Source organism: Nocardia sp. NPDC050378, from assembly GCF_040655675.1.
Lineage (GTDB): Bacteria > Actinomycetota > Actinomycetes > Mycobacteriales > Mycobacteriaceae > Nocardia > Nocardia coubleae.
The window spans coordinates 79,108-98,525 of the sequence record NZ_JBFAKI010000010.1 but is presented as its reverse complement, the minus strand read 5'-3'; the positions used below and the strand labels follow the sequence as shown (position 1 = coordinate 98,525).

General features: G+C 70.0%; 18 protein-coding genes and 1 riboswitch. Of the genes, 4 read left to right on the top strand and 14 right to left on the bottom strand.

The window, feature by feature from the left end; genetic code table 11:
* Positions 1-50: 50 nt before the first annotated feature.
* The 9 genes from AB0I35_RS21920 to AB0I35_RS21880 are packed head-to-tail and all read right to left on the bottom strand — an operon-like array spanning position 51 to position 10,892.
* A complete protein-coding gene (locus AB0I35_RS21920) occupies positions 51-1,202 on the bottom strand; it encodes an LLM class flavin-dependent oxidoreductase (protein WP_357398007.1) in 1,152 nt (383 codons plus the stop codon).
* Positions 1,199-2,008 carry a DUF1684 domain-containing protein gene (locus tag AB0I35_RS21915; protein WP_357398005.1) on the bottom strand — a complete coding sequence of 270 codons (810 nt, stop codon included), beginning with the start codon at positions 2,006-2,008 and terminating at the stop codon, positions 1,199-1,201. The genes AB0I35_RS21920 and AB0I35_RS21915 overlap by 4 nt, the downstream gene beginning before the upstream one ends.
* Positions 2,005-3,372 (bottom strand): NtaA/DmoA family FMN-dependent monooxygenase, encoded by a 1,368-nt coding sequence (locus AB0I35_RS21910; RefSeq protein WP_357398004.1) that lies wholly within the window; start codon positions 3,370-3,372, stop codon positions 2,005-2,007. The genes AB0I35_RS21915 and AB0I35_RS21910 overlap by 4 nt, the downstream gene beginning before the upstream one ends.
* Entirely contained in the window at positions 3,369-4,529 is a 1,161-nt protein-coding gene (locus AB0I35_RS21905) for an LLM class flavin-dependent oxidoreductase (RefSeq protein ID WP_357398003.1), read from the bottom strand. Before AB0I35_RS21905 ends, AB0I35_RS21910 begins: the two co-directional genes overlap by 4 nt.
* Positions 4,526-6,214: an ABC transporter ATP-binding protein gene (locus AB0I35_RS21900; RefSeq protein ID WP_357398002.1), complete on the bottom strand. Its 1,689-nt coding sequence runs from the start codon at positions 6,212-6,214 to the stop codon at positions 4,526-4,528. The genes AB0I35_RS21905 and AB0I35_RS21900 overlap by 4 nt, the downstream gene beginning before the upstream one ends.
* On the bottom strand, positions 6,211-7,158 hold the full coding sequence (locus AB0I35_RS21895) for an ABC transporter permease (protein ID WP_357398000.1): 948 nt from the start codon (positions 7,156-7,158) through the stop codon (positions 6,211-6,213). The genes AB0I35_RS21900 and AB0I35_RS21895 overlap by 4 nt, the downstream gene beginning before the upstream one ends.
* A 2-nt stretch (positions 7,159-7,160) precedes the next feature.
* Positions 7,161-8,186 carry an ABC transporter permease gene (locus AB0I35_RS21890; protein WP_357398124.1) on the bottom strand — a complete coding sequence of 342 codons (1,026 nt, stop codon included), beginning with the start codon at positions 8,184-8,186 and terminating at the stop codon, positions 7,161-7,163.
* A gap of 16 nt (positions 8,187-8,202) precedes the next feature.
* The gene (locus tag AB0I35_RS21885; RefSeq protein ID WP_357397999.1) at positions 8,203-9,825 is read right to left on the bottom strand and encodes an ABC transporter substrate-binding protein; all 1,623 of its coding nucleotides are present in this window, start codon (positions 9,823-9,825) and stop codon (positions 8,203-8,205) included.
* Positions 9,822-10,892 (bottom strand): LLM class flavin-dependent oxidoreductase, encoded by a 1,071-nt coding sequence (locus AB0I35_RS21880; RefSeq protein WP_357397997.1) that lies wholly within the window; start codon positions 10,890-10,892, stop codon positions 9,822-9,824. Before AB0I35_RS21880 ends, AB0I35_RS21885 begins: the two co-directional genes overlap by 4 nt.
* A gap of 6 nt (positions 10,893-10,898) precedes the next feature.
* Positions 10,899-10,995: riboswitch (SAM riboswitch) on the bottom strand.
* 258 nt (positions 10,996-11,253) lie between these two features.
* Here AB0I35_RS21880 and AB0I35_RS21875 point away from each other — a divergent pair.
* Entirely contained in the window at positions 11,254-11,961 is a 708-nt protein-coding gene (locus AB0I35_RS21875) for a hypothetical protein (protein WP_357397995.1), read from the top strand.
* Between the two features lie 84 nt (positions 11,962-12,045).
* Here the strand turns inward: AB0I35_RS21875 and AB0I35_RS21870 are convergent, their stop codons facing one another.
* The 5 genes from AB0I35_RS21870 to AB0I35_RS21850 all read right to left on the bottom strand — a co-directional run bounded on the left by AB0I35_RS21870 (position 12,046) and on the right by AB0I35_RS21850 (position 17,381).
* Positions 12,046-13,218: a glycosyltransferase family 2 protein gene (locus AB0I35_RS21870; protein ID WP_357397994.1), complete on the bottom strand. Its 1,173-nt coding sequence runs from the start codon at positions 13,216-13,218 to the stop codon at positions 12,046-12,048.
* Position 13,219: 1 nt separating this feature from the next.
* Positions 13,220-13,963 (bottom strand): DUF3153 domain-containing protein, encoded by a 744-nt coding sequence (locus AB0I35_RS21865; protein ID WP_357397992.1) that lies wholly within the window; start codon positions 13,961-13,963, stop codon positions 13,220-13,222.
* Between the two features lie 97 nt (positions 13,964-14,060).
* Positions 14,061-14,876, bottom strand: coding sequence for a carotenoid biosynthesis protein (locus AB0I35_RS21860; protein ID WP_357398122.1), 816 nt, complete (start codon positions 14,874-14,876; stop codon positions 14,061-14,063).
* 295 nt (positions 14,877-15,171) lie between these two features.
* Positions 15,172-16,749, bottom strand: a complete 1,578-nt coding sequence (locus AB0I35_RS21855) for an NAD(P)/FAD-dependent oxidoreductase (protein WP_357397991.1) — start codon at positions 16,747-16,749, stop codon at positions 15,172-15,174.
* On the bottom strand, positions 16,746-17,381 hold the full coding sequence (locus tag AB0I35_RS21850; RefSeq protein ID WP_357152273.1) for an N-acetyltransferase: 636 nt from the start codon (positions 17,379-17,381) through the stop codon (positions 16,746-16,748). Before AB0I35_RS21850 ends, AB0I35_RS21855 begins: the two co-directional genes overlap by 4 nt.
* Before the next feature lie 100 nt (positions 17,382-17,481).
* Here AB0I35_RS21850 and AB0I35_RS21845 point away from each other — a divergent pair, with 100 nt between their 5' ends.
* The 3 genes from AB0I35_RS21845 (at position 17,482) to mraZ (ending at position 19,340) form a co-directional block, all read left to right on the top strand.
* Positions 17,482-17,931 (top strand): SAV_6107 family HEPN domain-containing protein, encoded by a 450-nt coding sequence (locus AB0I35_RS21845; protein ID WP_067497449.1) that lies wholly within the window; start codon positions 17,482-17,484, stop codon positions 17,929-17,931.
* Positions 17,932-18,056: 125 nt separating this feature from the next.
* Positions 18,057-18,479 carry a DUF3040 domain-containing protein gene (locus AB0I35_RS21840; RefSeq protein ID WP_357397989.1) on the top strand — a complete coding sequence of 141 codons (423 nt, stop codon included), beginning with the start codon at positions 18,057-18,059 and terminating at the stop codon, positions 18,477-18,479.
* Positions 18,480-18,908: 429 nt separating this feature from the next.
* Entirely contained in the window at positions 18,909-19,340 is a 432-nt protein-coding gene (gene mraZ, locus AB0I35_RS21835; RefSeq protein ID WP_067497455.1) for a division/cell wall cluster transcriptional repressor MraZ, read from the top strand.
* The last annotated feature ends 78 nt before the right edge of the window (positions 19,341-19,418 follow it).

Here is a 19,418-nt window from a genome sequence, read left to right as displayed (position 1 = left end):
TGTTATACGCACCCGTACAGTGCTGCTCGCCGTGCCGTCGCCCACTCCGGCTACGCGGCCCGCGACTCCCGCAAACCCCACGCGCCGGCCAGCAACCGATGCGATTCGAGCCGATCGGCGTGCGCGTGGGTGATGGTGGTGACCAGCAGCTCGTCGGCGTCGCTCACCCGGCGCAGGGCGTCGAGCCGTGCGACCACAGTGGCGGGTGAGCCGACGATCTGTGCGGCCAACCGGTCCTCGACCAAGCGGAACTGGTCGTCGGTGAGCGGTGCGGCGGTGGCGGGATCGAGGTACTCGCCCGCGCCCGCTCCGCTGCGCACACTGTGCACCCAGTGCCCGTAGGTGCTCGCGTGCCTGCGGGCGGCGTCGTCGTCGGCGGCCACCACCACGTCGGCCGACACGATGACGTACGGCGCGGCGAGCACCCGCGACGGCCGGAACGCCGCCCGATACGCCGCCACCGCGTCCAGCGCGGTCCCCGGTGCCACGTGGTAGGCCGCCGCGAACGGCAATCCCAGCCGGCCTGCCAGTTCCGCGCTCTCCCCGGCGGAACTGCCGAAGATCCACAGCTCGGTATCGATGCCTTCGCCCGGAACCGCGTGCAGCGCTACCCCGTCGGAGGTGGCGTAGGTGCCGTCGAGCAGGGCTCTGATCTCGGCGACCTGGTCCGCGAAATCCAGTGATCGCGCGCCGGGCTGCTGCAGCGCCTCCAGCGAGGCGAGGAATTTCGACCGATCGAGGACCCGTCGCGGGTCGAACGGTGGTGGCACGACCACTCCCTCACGCACCTGGGTGCGTCCGACGACCGCGTCGAGCACCGGTCGCCCGCCCTTCGCGGTGGTGGTCGCGGCGCCGTACTGGGTGCGCCGATGTCCGGACCTCCCGAGACCGAGATCGAGCCGACCCGGGTGCAGTGCGTCGACGGTACCGAACGCCTCGACGATCGAGGCCGAGGTGTGCTGACCCACCTGCACCGCGCCCGTGCCGACCCGAATCCGGTCGGTGGCCGCCGCGACCAGACCCAGCAGCGTGAGCGAGGCGGAACTGGCCACCGACGCGAAATGGTGCTCCGCCAACCAGAATCGGTGATAACCCCACTGCTCGGCATGCCTGGCCAGATCGATGCTGTTGCGCACCGCCGCCGCGGCACTCGACCCCTCGCTGATCGGTGCCAGATCCAGGATCGAGAGCGGCACACTCATGATCTCGGGTCCTGTTCTCCCGCTTCCACCGCCACCCGCAGCCGGTTCTCCCGCGGGGCCACCGGGCAGGTGGCGTAGTCGGTGAAGGCGCACGGCAGGTTCACCGCCCGGTTGAAGTCGAGGGTGACGGTTCCGTCGGCGGCCACCGCGCCGATCGCGAGCGAACGCGCCGCCGGGTAGGTGGTGATCCCGCTGGTGGCGTCGGTGAACAGCACCTTCAGATCGTCCGGCGTGCCGAAGGCCAGCAACGCCTCATGGCTGTCGCCGAGGCGGAACTCGATGATGCCCGCCGCCGGGTGGTGGTGCTCGAGCCCCTCGACCACCGCACCGGTGGTGACGGTGCGTGGCTGCTCGAACGGAGTGAAGCGGCCGCTCACCACCCAGCGCGGGTCGGCGGGATAGGCGGGCACGCCGGTGAACGCGACCAGGGTCGGTGCGGCCGGATCGTGCACGCGGACCGCGAATTGCCCGGAGCGCCGGATCACTTCGAGGACGCGCTCCTCGTTGAACACGCTCACCCCGGGCGCGCCCTCGCCGGGTTCGAGGATGCGGACCCCGGCGATCCGGTCGCCCTCCACATCGAGCCGGTCGGCGGGCTGGGCGGTGACGAACACCTTCTCGTCGGTGACCCACCAGGTGCCGGGCACGCCGTCGAGGCGTTCGGGACGGTCGGTGAGCCAGTGCAGTCCGGCGAGGCTGAGCCAGCCGAGCGGGTCGCGCAGCCCGTCCTCGCGGGCGTGGTGCCAGCGCGCCCAGTCGTCGGCGAAAGTGGTTGTGATGTCGAGGTTGTCGATGGTGACGGTCATGACGCGCGGGCTCCTTCGGTGACGGTGCGGTGACGGGGATGGCGCAGACCGAGGTGGTCGCGCAGGGTCGTGCCGGTGTAGGTGGTGCGGAAACTGCCTCTGTTCTGCAGTTCCGGCACCACGGAGTCGACGAACTCGTCGAGTCCGCCGGGGGTCAGGTGGGGGACGAGGATGAATCCGTCGGCCGCGTCGGACTGCACGTAGTGGTCGATCTGCTCGGCCACCTGGGCGGCGGTGCCGACGAACTGCTGACGGGCGGTGACCTCGATGACGAGCTCGCGGATGCTGAGGTTGTCCGCCTCGGCACGTTCACGCCAGGCCTTGGCAACGGCCAGTGGGTCTTTCGCGTGCCTGACGCGGCCACGGGTGATCTCGGTGGCGGGGTCGGGTTCCACGTCAGGCAACGGGCCGTCGGGGTCGTATCCGGAAAGCTCTCGGCCCCAGACCTGTTCGAGGAAGGCGATGGCGGTAGCCGGGCTCACCTGCTGGTAGCGGATGTGGCGGGCCCGCTCGTGTGCTTCGTCGGCGGTGTCGCCGAGGACGAAGGTCGCGGCGGGGAAGACCAGCAGCTCGTCGGGTGTGCGCCCGTATTTCGCGAGCCGCCCCTTGATGTCGGCGTAGAACCGCTGACCCGCCTCGAGGGTGCCGTGCGCGGTGAAGATGGCGTCGGCCGTCTTCGCACCGAACTCACGTCCTTCGTCGGAATCGCCCGCCTGCAGCAGTACCGGGTGACCCTGCGGTGCGGGTGGGACGACGAACGGCGCGCGGATGTCGAATTGCGAGCTCCGGTACGAGGTTTCGGGGATCTCGCGAGCGAACACACCGCGCTCACGGTCGACCACCAGGGTGTCGGTGGGCCAGCTGTCCCACAGCGCCCGGGTCGCCTCGACCACTTCGGCGGCGCGCTGGTATCGGGCGCCGTGCTCGAGATAGCCACCGCGCCGGAAGTTCTCGCCGGTGAACGCGTCGGAGGAGGTGACCACATTCCAGGCCGCCCGGCCACCGGAGAGGTGATCCAGCGCGGCGAACTGCTTGGCCAGCTCGAACGGTTCGTTGTAGGTGCTGTTGATGGTGCCCGCCAGCCCGAGCCGCTCGGTGACCGCCGCCACCGCGTTGAGCACGGTGAACGTGTCGGGACGGCCCACCACGTCCAGGTCGTGGATCCGGCCGCGATGCTCGCGCAGCCGCAGCCCCTCGGCCAGGAAGAAGAAGTCGAACAGGCCGCGCTCGGCGGTGCGGGCCAGGTGCTCGAACGAGGCGAACTCGACCTGCGATCGCGAGGCCGGGTCGGCCCAGACGGTGGTGTTGTTCACGCCGGGAAAATGCGCGGCGAGATGGATCTGTTTGCGCGGTTTCGAGGTCACAGCGCTGCTCCTGCGGCGTATCGGCTGACGGGGCGGGGAAGACCGAGGCGGTCACGGAGGGTGAGTTGCGCCGCCGACGTAGCGGTCGGTGCGCGATGGGCGGTGAGCGCCGACAACGTGGCGTGGAGGGCCAGCGGTCGCAGCACCACTCCGTCGATCCCGGATCGCGCGATCTCACCGAGCAGGTGGTCGAGTTCGATGACGGTGCCCACGTGCCGCAGCTCGACCGCCGAAACACCCGCTGCCGAGCGATCGGTTCCAGCGGCCGCCCGCTGACCGATCCCGGCGGCCCATCGATCGAGCTCGGCCACGTCGGCCAGTGCGCCGGCTATCGAATCAGCGAGGTGGACAGGGAGATCCAGCAGAACCCGCACCGCGTCCGGGTCGCGTCCGGTGTCCGCCAGTGCGGCCCGCAGGGCGAACCGGTGGGTGGCAGCGGTGGCGAGATCGGGTGCGGTGATGCGGATGAGGTCGGCGCGGTGGACGGCGATCCCGTTCGAGGACGGGTCGTCGGCGCGCACCGTGACGATCGGTTGACCCTGGGGTGAGCGCGGGGTGATCGCCGGGCCCTTCACCGAGAAGTTGTCACCCTCGAAGTCGATGTAGTGCAGGCGGTCGCGGTCGATGAACCGGCCGGTCGGCACATCGCGGATCTCGGCGTCGTCCTCCCAGCTGTCCCACAGCCGCGTCACCACCTCGACCGCTTCGTCGGCCTCGTGCCAGAGTGCGGCCGCGTCCTGAATCTCCTTGCGGCCGAACGCGGCCGCCTCCGTGTCCCGGGTGGAGACGGTGACTTCCCAGCCCGCGCGACCGAGACTCGCGAAGTCGAGCGCGGCGATCGCCTTGGACACGTGGAAGGGCTCGGTGTGAGTCACCGGCACCTGCGGGACCAGGCCGATGCGGCGGGTCAGCGGGGCGGTGCGGGCGGCGACGGCCACCGCGTCGAGCCGCCCCCGCACCACTTCGGGTCCGCCTTCCTGGAGGGCGAACGAGTCCGGCAGGAACACCGCGTCGAACCCGAGTGTCTCGGCGGTGGTGACCACCTCGGTCCAGTACTTCGCGGTGAACAGGTCTTCGGCGCGGGAATCGGGACGCCGCCAGGACGCGGGGTGGGTTCCGGTGCCCGGTGTCTCGATGCCGAGGAACAGCGCGCTCATCGGGTCTCCTTTCCGTCGATGTCGAAGGCCGGTGCGGGGATGGCCGCGAGCAGTTCCCTCGTGTAGGGGTGCTGCGGGGTGGTGAACAGCGACGCGGTCGGGCCGGTTTCGACGATGCGCCCGTGCCGCATCACCGCCACCCGGTCGCTGATGCGCCGCACCACGGCCAGGTCGTGGGAGATGAACAGGTAGCCCAGGTCGAGTTCGGATTGCAGGCCGTCGAGCAGGTCGAGGATCTGGGCTTGCACCGAGGCGTCGAGCGCGGACACCGGTTCGTCGAGGACGAGCAGGTCGGGTCGTAGGGCGAGGGCGCGGGCGATCGCGACCCGTTGCCGTTGTCCGCCGGACAGTTCGGCGGGTTTGCGGCGGGTGAAATCGGTGGGAAGCGCCACCTGGTCGAGCAACTCGCGCACCCGCTGGGAGCGGTCGCCGATGCCGAAGGCGCGCAACGGTTCGGCGATGATGTCGCCCACATCCCAGCGCGGATCGAGGGAGGAATACGGGTTCTGGTACACCACCTGGAACCGTCTGCGCAACGCGCGCAAGCGTTTCCGGCGGGCGCCGGTGAGATCGTGACCGTCGAAGGTCACCGTTCCGCTGTCGGCGTCGATGAGCCGCAGGGCGATACGCGCGGTGGTCGACTTGCCGGAACCGGATTCGCCTACCAGCGCGAGGGTTTCGCCCCGGTCCAGGGAGAACTCGACATTGTCGACCGCGGTGATACCCGCCTGGTGAAAGCGTTTGTGCAGCGCGTGCACCGACAGCAACCGTGTGGCCGCCCTGGCACGGGTCGGCCGGAAAGGGGTGGGGGCCAGCGCGGGTGAGGCCGCGAGCAGACGCCGGGTGTAGGGGTGCGCCGGGTCGGCGAGAACCCGAGCGATCGGTCCCGCCTCGACGACCTCACCACCTTCCAGCACCACCAGCCGGTCGGCCCGTTCGGCGGCCACGGCCAGATCGTGCGTGATGAGCAGCACCGCGGTCCCACGCGCGGCGATCCGTTCGGCCAACCGGTCGAGCACCTGCCTGGCGACGGTGGCGTCCAGTGCGCTGGTCGGTTCGTCGGCGATGATCAGGTCCGGCCCGCAGGCCAGCGCGATCGCGATCAGCACGCGCTGTCGCTGCCCACCGGACAGTTCGTGCGGGTACTGGCGCGCTCGTTGTTCGGGCCGGTCCAGCCCCACTTCCTCGAGCAGGTCAAGAGCCCGCAGCCGTGCGGTGCGCTTGTCGGCGAGGTGGTGTACGAGCAGGGCCTCGGCCACCTGGTCGCCCACGCGCAGAACGGGATTCAGCGACAAGCCGGGATCCTGCGGGACGAAGCCCACCCGTCGCCCGCGCAACCGCCGCAGCGACTTCTCGTCAGCGGGACTCACGTGCTCGCCCGCGAATTCGATACGACCGGAATCGATCCGCGCACTGTCACCGAGCAGGCCGATCACCGCATGGGCCAATGTCGACTTCCCCGAACCGGATTCGCCGACGAGCGCGACGACTTCACCCGCAGCCACCTCGATGGACGCACCGCGCAGCGCGGCCACGGGACCTGCTCCCGAGCGGTAGGAGACGCGCAGATCCTCGACACGCAGCAGCGGTCGGTTCCGCGCCCCGCCGTCCGAGACCGGCACTGTCGGCGGCGAGGTGTCCGCCGCCGAACCCGACGTCGTGATCGTCACGGCCGACTCGTTCATCGCTGATCGCTCCTTCCGGCGAATCGGCCGACCCGTTGGGCGGCCAGCACCACGGCGACGATGACGAGGCCGGGCAGGGTGGTGAGCCACCATGCGGTGGCGAGGAAGTTGCGGCCCTCCGAGATCAGCGAACCCCATTCGGGTGTAGGCGGTTTCGTGCCGTAACCGAGGAAACTCAGCGACGAGACCGCGAGCACCGCCATCCCGAACTCGACGGCGGCCAAGGCCAGCACCGGCTGGACCGAGTTGGGCAGCACATGTCGTAGCAGGACCGCGTACCAGCGCACCCCCGACGCGTGCGCCGCCTCGACGTAGGGCGCGTGGCGCACCCGCAGCACCTCTGAACGCATCACCCTGGCGAAGTTCGCGATCAGCGAGATACCCACGGCGAGAGCGACATTGCGCGTGCCGAAGCCCAGCGCGGTCACCAGCGCCAAGGCCATCAGCAGCGACGGGATCGACAGCAGCACGTCTACCACCCGCATGATCGCGGTATCGACGATCCCACCTGCCGCTCCCGACAGCAGCCCGAGCAGCGAACCGACCACCAGCGCGATCCCGACCGCGGTGAGGGTGGCGGTGAGGGACAGCCCCGCACCGTGCACCATTCGCGTGTACAGGTCGCGCCCGAGATTGTCGGTGCCGAACCAGTGTGCCGCGCTGGGCGCCTGGAACTTCTCGCCGGGCACTCCGGCCAACGGATCACCCGGCGCGAACGCCGACGGCACCACCGCCCACCCGACCGCGATCACCAGCACGACGGCGGACAGCGCGAGTCCGAGGTGCCCGCGGAGCCGGCCGCCGATCCGCGCCCCACGGCGGACCTCGCCGTCCCCACGGCGGGCGATGCCGACCTTCGCCGCGGGCAGCTGGGTGACCGGCTGTGCCGGCGGATCGGCGGACGTCGTGTCACTCTGTCGATCGGCGCGCTGCAGTATCGCCATCGTCATTCCTCTCGCCCGCCGTGCGGGACAGATCGCGGCGAACCGATCGAGCTCTCTGCTGCCGGTACGAGGTCCCGGGTTCGCCGGGCGGCACCGGCGCCGGTGATCCGCGGATCGAGCAGCGGGTACAGCAGGTCGACGGCCAGGTTCACGACGACGAAGACCAGCGCCGACAACAGCACCACCCCCTGTACGACGGGGATGTCCTGATTGAGCACCGAGGTCTGGGTGAGCCGCCCGACGCCCGCCCGGGCGAACACCGACTCCACCACCACCGAGCCGGCCAGCATGGTGCCCACCAGTACTCCGGCGATGGTGAAGGCGGGCACGCTCGCCAACCGCGCCACGTGCCTGCGCTGCACCCACCAGCGCGAAGCGCCCTTGGCCAGCGCCACCTCGGTGAACGGCTGGCGCCACGTCTGGGTGAGCCCGGCGGCGAGCACCTGCGCGATCACCGCGCCGATCGGGAGGGCGAGGGTCAGCGCGGGCAGGATCGTGCCGCGCAACCCCGTGCCGCCGAAGGCCGGGAACCAGCGCAGCTGAAACGAGAACAGCTGCAGCAGCAACAGCCCGGTCCAGAAGGTCGGCACCGAAACACCCAGCGGCGGTAGTGCACTCAAGGCGTTGCGCAGCCACGGCCGACGCGTGTAGGTGGCGGCGAACGCCAGGGCCGTTCCACCGATCACGGCGAAGAACAATGCGAGCGAGGCCAACCCGAGGGTGGCGGGCAGCGCGTCACCCAGCGCCTCGGTGACCGGCTGTCCGGTGTTGACCGAACGGCCGAGATCACCGGTGAGGGCATTGCCGAGCGCGGTGACGTACTGCTCCCACAGCGGCTTGTCCAACCCGTAGCGGGCCTGCAGCTCCGCGATCGCCGCCTTGTCGACGGGTGTGCCGGAACCGGAACTGTCGGCCGCCATCGAGACCGGGTCGGCGGGCAGCAGATACAGCACCACGAACGACACCGTGAACGCCGCCCACAGCACCCAAATCGCTTGCAGTACTCGCGAACCCACGTATCGCACGATGGGCCGCCGGATCAGCTCAGTCATCGCCGTGACCGCTCAGCCAGGTGTCGAAGAACTGCAGCCGCGCCGAGGCCTCGAACTTCAGGTCCTGAGTGTGGGCGGCGGCACCGATCGCCTGCGACAACTCGATCGTCGGCACGTAGAGCCCGTTGTCGAGGATCTCCCGCTGAGCGGTCGCGATGAGTGCCGCCCGCGCCACCGGATCGTTGGTGGCCAGCTGCTGATCGAGGGCGGTGTCGAGAGCCGGAACCGGCCCGCGCACCGACAGATTGCGGCCGGTGAGGGCGAACGAGGTGCGCAGGATGTCACCGTCGGCGCGGGTGGAGTTGCCGTAGACGGCGTCGTAGTCCTTGCTGTTCTGCCGGGCCGTCTGCTCCGAGAACGACACCAGGTCGAGTCGCAGATCCACCCCGACCTGCCGCAACTGCTGCTGCACCAGCTCCAGAATCGCCTGGTTACCCGCGAACACTTGACTGAAGGTCACCCCGAAGCTCAGGCGCTCACCGCCCTTCACCCGGATACCGTCGGCGCCGGGCAGCCAGCCCGCCTGATCCAGAATCGACTTCGCCTTCGCCGGGTCGTAGCCGAGCCGGGCCGAGAGGTCGGTATAGGCCGGGGTCGACGCGGCCAGCACCGAGGTGGCGGGTTGGAACTGTGGGCTCAGGACGGTGTCGATCAGCTGACGCCGGTCCAGCGCGGGCAGCAATGCCTGCCGCACTGCCGGATCACGCAACGGCCCACGCGTCACATTGGGGTGGAAACCGAAGACCAGGCCCGGGTTCGATGTCGAGAGCACCCGTCCGCCGACCGCCTCGATCTGCGGCGCGTCCTGCGGCAGGGCATCACTGATCGCGTCGAGCTGACCGGAAGCCAGACTGCCCGTACGCACCCCCGACTCGGGCACGACGGTGAACTCGATCCGGTCGAGATAGGCCTCACCCTCGTGGGCGAAAACATCTGAGCCCCAGCGGTATCCGGCGCGTTTGGCCAACGTCACCGAGACGTCCTGCTGGTACTCGGCATAGGTGAACGGTCCGCTGCCGATGTTGTCGCCCGCGCAGCGCGCCTCCGCCGGCTTCGCGTTGGTCGACGGGGCGAGGATCCCCAGCTGCGAGGTCGAGGACGCCTGCAGGAATTGCGCGTTCGGTGTGCTGAATTCGACCCGGGCCGTGAGCTTGTCGACCACGGTGGTGCCGATGTAGTTGGCGAGGTAGCTCACGCCGAGCGGCGCTTTGGCCCCACCGAGCCGGACCACGGCGTCGAAGGTGTCGCGCACCGATTCGGCGGTGAGCGGCGAGCCGTCGCTGAAGGTCACCCCGTCTGTGAGGGTGAAGGTGAAGACCTTCGCATCGGGGCTGACCTCCCAGCTGCGTGCCAGCCACGGGGTGATCGCCCCGGTCGCCGGATCCTGATCGGTGAGCGAGTCCACGATCTGCCGGGTCACGTAGATGGTCTGATTGCTCCCGGCCTGGGCGGGATCCGAGCACGACGGTGCCTGCGAGAGCCCGTAGCGCAGGGTGCCGCCGGGTTGCGGGGGACCGGCTGGTCCGCCGCCTGCGGTGTCCCCGCCGCCGCAGGCGACCACCGTCGCGGTGGCGGCGAGAACACCGGCGAACGCGGCGATGCGATGTCGAATCACGAAACAACTCCAGCGAATTCACGGCCTGCGGCCAGGGGACGGCTCGGGATGCGGCGGCGCAACTCCGGCGCCACCTCGGCCTGGAACAGTTCGAGACTGTCCAGATAGTCGGACTCGGCTCGGCCCTCACGATCGGCGGACAGGTGGATCACCTCGTGCCCGAACTGCTCGTGGTACCGGCCGACCTTGTCGATCACCTGCTCCGGACTGCCGACCAGGGCGGAGGAACGGGCGAGGAAATCCTCGAGGGTCTCGAAGACCACCGGATTGCCCACCTGCCGCTGCAACGCGGTGCGCGCCTCGTAGAGCGGGCGATACACCTCGACGGCCTCCTGGGAGGTCCGCGCCACGTGCAGACCGGCCGTGCCCGCACCGACCAGGGCGTCGGCGGGGTCGCGCCCGTAGTCCACCCAGCGCTGCCGGTAGTGGCGGATCAGCTCGGCGTACGGCTCGATCGGGTGCGTGACGTTCGCCGAGAAGACCGGGTCGCCATGGCGCGCCGCCAGCTCCACCGATTCCCGGCTCGTCGCGCTGCCGTGCCAGATCCGCAGCTTCGGCTGCAACGGGCGCGGCAATGCTCGTGCGTCGGTGAGCGGCGGCCGGAATCGGCCCGACCACGTCACCTCGTCGCGGTCCCACAGTGCCCGCAGCAGTTCGTAACCTTCGCGGTTACGGTCCCACTGATCCTCGGTCGTCACGTGGTAGAGCTGCGCCTGGGCGGTGCCGTTGCCCTTGCCGATGATCAGCTCGAGCCGTCCGTCGGACAGGTTGTCGAGCGTGGCGTAGTCCTCGAAGGCGCGCACCGGGTCGAGCAGGCTCAAGGTGGTGACCGCGGTGAACAGGGTGATCCGCGAGGTGACCGCCGCCAAATGGCTGAGCACCACCGGGGGCGCGGCGGACAGGAACGGGTCTTCGTGCCGTTCGCCGACCGCGAACCCGTCGAAGCCCAATTCCTCAGCGCGCCTGGCCTGTTCGACCACGTCACGGAAACGGTCACGGGTGCTCGGCACGACGCCGGTCACCGGATCGGGAACCCGGGTGATCAGCGTCATGAGCAGGAATTTCATCGATCTCCTCCATCGAACCCGGCAGAAGCACCCACACCCGGACAGACCGGGCGGGTTGCTGCGACGTCGTAGAGCCAGGTCTCTCAGTCGCTCTGGATGGTGCGCCCGCTGCCGAAGCGTCGAGCCGGATCAGCATGTGGCACAGCTGTGATGACGCACAACGGTAGAAATCAGCGTGAGCGCAGCGGTTGGAATCGGATGCGGGTGCGGGCACAATCGCCGACGTCGGGCCCGGTCGACCCACCCCAGGCCCCCGCTGTGGCGGTACGCGACGCGCCGAATACCCGGTCACTTCACCTGCGCGGATTCACCGGATCGCGGGAGTAATCTCGGCCTTCTCAGCGTCGATGAGGAGTTCGCCGTGACTGTTGCGCGTCGTCTGACCACACTGACCTCGCTGACGGCCTGCGCCGCCGCCGTGCTGCTTGCCGCCCCCGTCGCCGCCGACCCACCGGTGCGGCCCGCCGTCACCCGCGACGCCCCGGCCACACCCGCAGCGGGCCCCGGCGATCTCCTCGCCGCCTATCAGACGGTCGTCGAAACCCTCGAGGCCCTCGGCATCCAGCCCTTCCTGTACCCGACGGTCGCCGCGAACTGTTCCGGTGACGGTCTCGGCCTGGTCCCGGCTGTCGCGGGTGCGGTTCCCGGCCCGTGGCCGACGAACACCCTGCCGATCCCCGGACTCGATCTCACGGCCGTGAAATCAGGCCAGACGCTGTTCACCTTCCTCCCGTACGGCCTGGAACCGGACACGGCCGCCACCAAGACTTCCGGTATGCAGGTGGCCTGGCTCAATATCAGCACCGGGCGCGGTGGGCTGGCCTCGATGGGGACGATCGCCGACATCGTCCGGGCGATGGTGCCGCCCGAGGTTCCCGTCGAACTCCGGCCGCTCGCCGAGAACGTCATCCGCGATTTCCTGCGCACCGCGATCCCGGTCGGCGGTGTGCGCGCGGTCCCCGTCGACACCGGGAAGGGCACCGTCCTCGCCGCCGTCTTCGGTACCACCGACAACGCGGGCCGCTCGTGCTTCTTCTTCCCGACCGTCGGCATCACCGAGGTCGCCTGATCCGGTGTCCGCGAGGGGCGGACCGTCGACAGCGCACGTCTTCCGGTGGGCACACCGAGCGGTGTTGGATACCTGGGCCGTGGGTCAGCCGTGACGAGCGAGCGGCGTTTCCGGTGCGACGAGGGGTCGCTGCTTCCAGCGCAGCCGCCCCGTGCGATGCAGGCGGTGCGAGCGGGCCCACAGGGTGAGGTAGTAGCCGACGGACACCGGATGGGCCAACGCCGAGCCGAGGTCGGCACCGGTGGGTGGGCGCCGGGTTTCGACGGCTCGGGCCGTGAGCCGCCCGGTGACGGCGGCGAGGTAGCCGAGCAGACCCGCCCGGCGCACCCGGCCACGACCGGCGAGAACCGCCAGCGGCGGAATCCAATAGGCAAGGGCGGCAAGGACACCGATGGCCGCACCGGTGTCGACCCGGCCGCCGTAGGCCGACCACAACCAGCGGGTGTAGCCGCCGGCGAGGTCGTCGGCGCCGGTGTACATGCGGGTGCGGGCGGCGGGTCCGGCGGTGACGAGCGCGGTCCGATGACCCGCCCGGCGCAGCGCCCGCGCGAGATCGAGGTCCTCGGTGGCACTCGCCGCCACACCGGCGTGACCCCCACCCGCCCGATACGCCGCGGCGTCCACGGCGAGGAACTGCCCGCACGCCACCGCCGTCGACGGCCGCAAGCTGTGGTTGGCCGGACCCACCGGGAGCGTCGACGCCCACGACCAGGCGAGCAGCGGCTGAACCAGCTGCTCGGCGACCGAACCCGAATCCTGCGCCGGCCACGCCGACACCAAACCCGCACCGCGCTTGCGCAATTCGGTCACCGCGGCGGCGATCGCCTCCGGTTGGAGGCGCACATCGGCATCGACGAAGACCAGTGCCGCCGCATCGGTCCTGGCGGCCAGTCGCGCACAGGCGGCGGCCTTCCCGGTCCATCCCGGCGCCGGGTGGGCGGCCGAGCGGAGCACGGTGAATCGTTCGTCGCCGCCGATCGCGGCGAGTGCGGCCTCGTAGGTGCCGTCGGTGGAGGCGTCGTCGAGGATCAGCACTCGCAGCCGCGGCACCCCGGTCTGGGCGCGCAGGTCGGCGATGAGCTCGGGGAGCCGCAGGGCTTCGTCACGGGCGGGCACGCACACGGTGACCGGTTCGATCACTCCCGACACCTGCCGGGGCAGGGTGCGCAGGGTGGCGAGGTTGTAGGCGGCGGTGCCGGCGCCGAGCACGGCGAGACCGGTGCCCGCCCAGGTCAGGTAGCGTCCCGCCGCGCCCATGTCAGCGGCCCAGCCTGCGCTGGGTGATCTCGCGCCACATCTCCGACGGCGAGAAGTTGGGGCGCGGCGCGTTCGGCGGGCGCGGGTTGCGATCGCGGTAGGCGAGACCGGCGATCATCGCGGCCACGGCCAGGGTGATGCCGCCCATGATGCCCGCCCAGCCGGCGAACGAACGGGTATTGGGGTCGGCGTATTTGACCTCGGCGCGCAGGGTCGAGGACTCACCGGCGGGCAGCTTCCACGACACGGTGTTGTCACCCTCGCGGGTGCCGTTGGTCTTGGCGACACGCGAGGGGAACGCGATGGAGAACTGCACGTCCGACCCGTGCGGCGGCACCGACTCGAGGTCGACGCGGCCGGTGAGACTCACCAGGTCGCCGTTGCGTTTGAACTCGAGGGTGAACATGCCCTGGGTCTGATCCGACAGGCTGCCGAGCTGGCTGACCTCACCGAAGGTCAGGTCGTCGAAGAACACCTGCGTGCCGACGTAACCGTCCTGGTTGTACGGGTCGATGCGCACCTTGGCGGCCAGCGATTCGGGCGCCTTCAGCTGCGGGCCCTTGTCGTCGGGGCCCTGCGGGGCCACGGCGGCGACGATCCGTCCCGATACCCGGTCGTTGGACGACACTCCCATCGACACCTGCACCCGCAGGCATCCGGTCAGCGCGGGCACCAGCAGGGCCAGCAGAACGGCGACCGCCGCGACGCGCCGGGCGGGCCCGGAACGGCGCGAAGGGGAAGGCATGTCGGCGACGAGACTCGGCTGCACGGTTGACATCGTGCCAGGCCCGGGCCGCAGAACCCACACGACGGGCCCAACCGCCTCCCGCCACCCGCCGCGATCAGGTGTTTCGCCACCGAGCGGCAGCCTGGCGAGCCAACGGGATGCCCAGTGATCCCATCCCGGCGAAACCCCAGGCAGCCGATGCGGGAAGGCCGAGGAACACCGCGTGTGCGAGGGCCGAGCCGAGCCAGGTCCACGCGAACACCGCGAGCGGCACCGCCACCGACGGATCATGGGCGCGGGGGAGCAGCCGGTCGAGTGCGGTGAGCAGCGCCGCCATCAGCGACGCGACGAGCATCCAGCCCAGATAGTTGGTATAGGGGATCTGCGCCAGCCCCGGCAGACCGGCGTCGGTGACCGACCACGTCCACTGCCCGTCGGCGACCATCTGCGGATCGAGGAACAGATCCCATCCCACCGCCCCGATAACGAGCAGTGCGGCACGTATGACGCAGGCCCGCCCGCTGACCCTGTTCACGGCGCCTCCCGCGCCGTGGCCACCGGTGCTTGCCGCATCGATCCCCGCGAGCAGGCCCGCGACGACCCAGATCGGATACAGGCCGCCGGTCCACGCCAGCGGCACCACCAGCGGCACATCGGCGAGCGCTGGGCCGAGCCGATCTGTCGCATAGGCATAGGCGCCGTAGGGCACCCCGGTCGCCGTACCCACGATCTCGGAGGCGAGGCCGACCCCGGAGACGATGACGAAAAATCCGACTGCCCAACGCCATCCGCGAGTCGTCACGGCATGCAGCAGAGCGGTCGACACCGACAGCACCACTACGCCAACCGTGATCCGGTCACGCAACGTCCCCGCGCTCAGCGGATAGGTGATCTGCACGAGTACGAGTGCCACCGCGGCGAACGCCGGAATCGCCCGCTGACGACCGGCACCGAGCCAGTTCCGGGCAGTGGCAGCGATTCGGCTGAGCGCGCGGTCGGTGGTCACGAGGACTGCCGCCCGGTCTCGGCGCCACACGAAATGATCGAGCACCGGGCTACCACACCTCGTGTCCTGCGCAGCGCGCCCCGACCGCGTCCGTGCCGCGGTGCCGACGAGAACGCGACGGTGCCGCGTGGGTGCGCCGGTATCCGCGAGGTGCCTGCAGCCGACGATTCGTCGGCGCCCTGCGGATGGCGGCTCCACGGGGCACGCGGATCGCGCGCTGTCATCGCCTACGCGACATGGGGAATCGGCGGGTGCGGCGGTCGCCCAGCACAAGGCGGGCGGCGCTGCGTCCGCTGGCACCGGACACCCCGCCACCGGGGTGGGTCGACGCGCCCGTGAGGTAGAGACCGGGCGCACCCGGCACCCGCTGACCCGACAGCTCGGGCAACGGCCGCCACAGCATCATCTGGTCCAGGGACATCTCGACGTGCATCACATTGCCGCCGCGCAGCCCCATCTCCCGTTCCAGGTCGACCGGTGTCTGCACGAACCGCCGCAGGACCGAATCGGCGAAGCCCGGCGCGTACCGGTCGACTTCGGCGATGATCCGATCGGCCTCCCGCTCGGCGTGCGCCGACCAGTCGCTGCCGTCGGCGAGTTCGTAGGGATGCCACTGCGCCCACAGCGACAACTGGTGTTCACCGGGTGGGGCGATGGTCGGGTCGAGCGCGCTGAAACTCATGGCCAACACCACCGGCCGTGGCGGCAGTGCGCCGGCCGAGGCAGCGCCGTGCGCCGCCCGCAGCTGCCTGCGATCCGACACGAGGAACTGCAGACCGTGTGCGGACTCGGCGGCCGATGCGCCGGGGTAGGACGGCAGCCGGTCGGTGGCCAGGCGCACCACCATGCCGATGCCGGGGCCGACCCGGATGCGGCGCTGCCAGTCGTCGAGCACCGCCTCGTCGAAACCGCCCGCGCGCAACAGGTCGAGGGTGGCGAGGATATGAGAGCCCGCGATCACGGTGTCGGCGCGCAGCTCACGCCCCGATTCTGTGCGCGCCTGCCACCCGCGCCCCGACCGCCGCAGCTCCGTGACGGCGTCACCGGTGTGGACTTGACCGCCGTCGGCACGCAGCCGCGCGATCAAGGCCGCGCTGAGCGCCCCACTTCCCCCCACGGCCCGCCCGGGCGGCAAGGTGTGCATGAGCGCGGCGAATCCGGCCATCGGCGCGGTCCCCGGTTCCGACATCGGCGGACCCGACTGCACACCGAACCACGCCAGCGACGCCTTGAGCCGTTCGTCGTCGAACCAGTAGTCCAGCAGCGCGTCGCCGGTCTGCAGAAACTCCCGCGACAGCGCCGACCCGCCGTCGCGCGCGTCCAGCCCCCAGAACGCGCGAACCAGCCTCCCCGGCGTCGGCGGACCACCGAACGCCCGCATCACCCGCGCGCTTCGCTCACCCCACACCGCGACGAAACGGCGGTAGGCCTCGGCGTCTTTCGCCCCGCACGCCGCCGCGATCGACGCGCATGTGGCGTCGAGATCGCGGTGGAAGACGATCGGTGGGCGTACACCGTCGGACGGTGTGAATCCCCACGGATCACAGTCGAGGTAGCGCAACCCGAACCGCTCGAGCTCGAGTTCCTCGATGATCCCGGTGTGCCGGACCATGATGTGCGCCGAGGAACCGCGATCCACAAGGTGGCCAGGGAACCGTTCGACCGTCGACACCGCGCCGCCGGGCACCGTGTCCCGTTCGAGCACCTCGACCCGCTGCCCGGCCCGCGCCAGATAGCAGGCGGCGACCAGCGCGTTGTGCCCCGATCCGACGACGACCGTTGTCTCGCTACGGCTCACGCCCGTTCGCCCGCCGGTGGCATCGGCAGCCTGCGGCCGAGGATCGCGAACGGCCGGGTATCACCCGCGAAGACGAAATTGCGGATCACATCGGTGAATCCCGCGCGCCGGTACAACCGCCAGGCTCGGTTGTCCTCCTCGGGAACCTCCGGCGTCGACAGCAGCACCGCCGCCTCGGGACGGTCGGCGAGCAACCGCTCGAGCAGCGTCGCCCCGATCCCGCGACCCTGCGCGGCCGGATGTACGTGCAGCTCGGTGAGCTCGAAGTAGTCGGCGAGCAGCTCGCGCGCGGCCGCCTCCGGCCAGCCGCACCGGCGCATCCCGGTGTGTACCTGCTGATGCCACCACTGCCGCGGCGCGCCGCTGTATCCATAGGCGATGGCGAGCAGCGGGGCGGTTCGCAGGTCGACCGCGCCCGCGTCGTCGGGCAGCACGGCGGCCACCGCCCGCCAGCCCGCCCGGGTGGTGTGCTCGTTCCACATCGGGGCACGGTGATGTTCGGTGCCGCGCGGATAGTCCATCGCGGCCACATACACCGAGAGGGCGTCGTGCAGGCGGGCCCGCAGGGCGGCGACGCTCAGGTCGACGACCACAGGTGCTGGAGTGTGGTGATTGGGCTTGACGGCTGTCATCGCTCTCGTCGGAACTTGTCGGTGGGTGTCCCTATATTCAATCTCAATTCAAACGTTCGAATGGTTGTTCGATCTGTGCGAGGGGCGAAAGGGGCAGCAGATGCCTGGTCACAACGATGGTCGAGCGCACGCGGGCCACGACGGCCGCGCCGGCGGGCTGCTACGACAGGCCGACGCGCTGCTCACCGATTCGGCCTGGGAGCACGAGCCGGGGGAGCGGTTCCGCACCGCCTATCTGGCCGCGCTGCGCGGCGCGGGTGCGATGATCGCGCTCACCGGCGCCGATCGCGCGCCGCGGGCTCGTTCGCGCAGCGCCTGGGTATTACTGAGACGCGCCACGCCGGAGTTCGCGATGTGGGCCGACTACTTCGAGGCGCACTCGCCGTTGCGGGCCGCCCTGGAGGCCGGATTGGACCGCACGATCACCGACACACAAGCCGACGAGTTCTGTTCGCGGGTGGGCGCGTTCCTCTATGACGTCGACGATGCGCTGGTCGCCGCCGCCAAGACACGCCCGCAGCCGAGTCGCGACCGGGACATGACCGCTTAGTTATCACCGAGTAGGTGGTACGGCCTCGATCGAACTCGTATCATGGGGAGCAGATAGCCGCCAAGGTCGGCTACCCGTCGCCTACCCGGAGGCGACCAGCCACGCCTAGTGCCGGGGGAGGTACCGTGCCACTCTCCGAGCACGAGCAGCGCATGCTCGAACAGATCGAGAGCGCTCTCTATGCTGAGGACCCGAAGTTCGCCTCGTCCGTCCGCGGCGGACGACTTCGCTCCACGTCGAGTCGACGCAGGCTCCAAGCTGCGGCGTTGTTCGCCGTCGGCCTGTTCCTGCTCGTCGCTGGCATCGCCGCCCCGTTCAAGCCGGGCGGGTTTCCGATCATCAGTCTTGTGGGCTTCATCGCCATGTTCGGCGCGGGTGTCCTCCTGATGATCGGCAGCTCGCGTCGGCCGGGTGCGGCAGACGCCCCTGGTGAACCGCCGGCGGCCGCCGGCCCGTCGGGCGGGCGCGGTGGCCAGCGGCCGCGCAAGTCGGGCGGCTTCTCGGAGCGGATGGAAGACCGATTCCGCCGCAGATTCGAGCAGGAGTAGCCCTGCTCCGACCGTGAGGTCGAGCACAACGGCATAGCAAGCGGTGTCGCACCCGGTCGCGGGTGCGACACCGCTTTCGCATGCCCTCGTCCGGGTCGGCCCGGATCGCGCTCGCAGGGCGGTTCCCCCACCTTCCCCACCATCCCCCACCAGGGCGGTCTCGTACGCCGTCGAACGGTAGGGCCGCCGATGGCACCTGGGAAGTTTGCTGAACGTTGTCGGAACCGGGGCTTGCCGACCCGCGCGGGTTGTCCTAACACGCGATAATCCCGAATCTCATTGATAGCTGACATGACCTGCGGAATTGTGTTGGCGGGGAGCAGGATCACCCAGGGTTTCGATTGAAAGTGGGGGAAAGTGGGGTAATGTGGGTCGCGCACTACAGGAGAGGCCGTACGGCCAGGTGATCCAGTAGGGAGGTGGCCGGGAATGTTTCTCGGTACCTACACCCCCCGATTGGACGACAAAGGGCGACTGACGTTGCCTGCGAAGTTTCGAGACGATCTGGCGGGAGGGTTGATGGTCACGAAGGGTCAAGACCACAGCCTTGCCGTGTATCCGAAAGAAGAGTTCACCGCGCTCGCCCGGCGGGCCGCGGCGGCGTCTCGAAGCAACCCGCAGGCAAGGGCTTTCGTCCGGGCACTGGCGGCAGGAACCGACGAGCAGCGTCCGGACGCACAGGGCCGGATCACGTTGTCGCCGGACCACAAACGCTATGCCGGACTCACCCGGGATTGCGTGGTGATCGGTTCGGTCGACTTCCTCGAGATATGGGACAAGCAGGCGTGGGAGTCCTACCTCGCCGAGCACGAGGAGGACTACGCGCAAGCCAGAGACGAGTCGCTGGGCGGGATCTTCTGACCCCGCAGCACGCGAGTGCTGCGAGGCCTCTGCCCGGGCGTGGACCCTGACGTACTTCCCCGACGCCAGGTGCCGCGC

Bases quoted from the DNA above. Each gene is read 5' to 3' on its own strand.
- AB0I35_RS21920 (WP_357398007.1), bottom strand. From the start codon at position 1,202: ATGAGTGTGCCGCTCTCGATCCTGGATCTGGCACCGATCAGCGAGGGG.
- AB0I35_RS21915 (WP_357398005.1), bottom strand. From the start codon at position 2,008: ATGACCGTCACCATCGACAACCTCGACATCACAACCACTTTCGCCGAC.
- AB0I35_RS21905 (WP_357398003.1), bottom strand. From the start codon at position 4,529: ATGAGCGCGCTGTTCCTCGGCATCGAGACACCGGGCACCGGAACCCAC.
- AB0I35_RS21900 (WP_357398002.1), bottom strand. From the start codon at position 6,214: ATGAACGAGTCGGCCGTGACGATCACGACGTCGGGTTCGGCGGCGGAC.
- AB0I35_RS21895 (WP_357398000.1), bottom strand. From the start codon at position 7,158: ATGGCGATACTGCAGCGCGCCGATCGACAGAGTGACACGACGTCCGCC.
- AB0I35_RS21880 (WP_357397997.1), bottom strand. From the start codon at position 10,892: ATGAAATTCCTGCTCATGACGCTGATCACCCGGGTTCCCGATCCGGTG.
- AB0I35_RS21870 (WP_357397994.1), bottom strand. From the start codon at position 13,218: ATGGGCGCGGCGGGACGCTACCTGACCTGGGCGGGCACCGGTCTCGCC.
- AB0I35_RS21865 (WP_357397992.1), bottom strand. From the start codon at position 13,963: ATGCCTTCCCCTTCGCGCCGTTCCGGGCCCGCCCGGCGCGTCGCGGCG.
- AB0I35_RS21850 (WP_357152273.1), bottom strand. From the start codon at position 17,381: ATGACAGCCGTCAAGCCCAATCACCACACTCCAGCACCTGTGGTCGTC.
- AB0I35_RS21845 (WP_067497449.1), top strand. From the start codon at position 17,482: ATGCCTGGTCACAACGATGGTCGAGCGCACGCGGGCCACGACGGCCGC.
- mraZ (WP_067497455.1), top strand. From the start codon at position 18,909: ATGTTTCTCGGTACCTACACCCCCCGATTGGACGACAAAGGGCGACTG.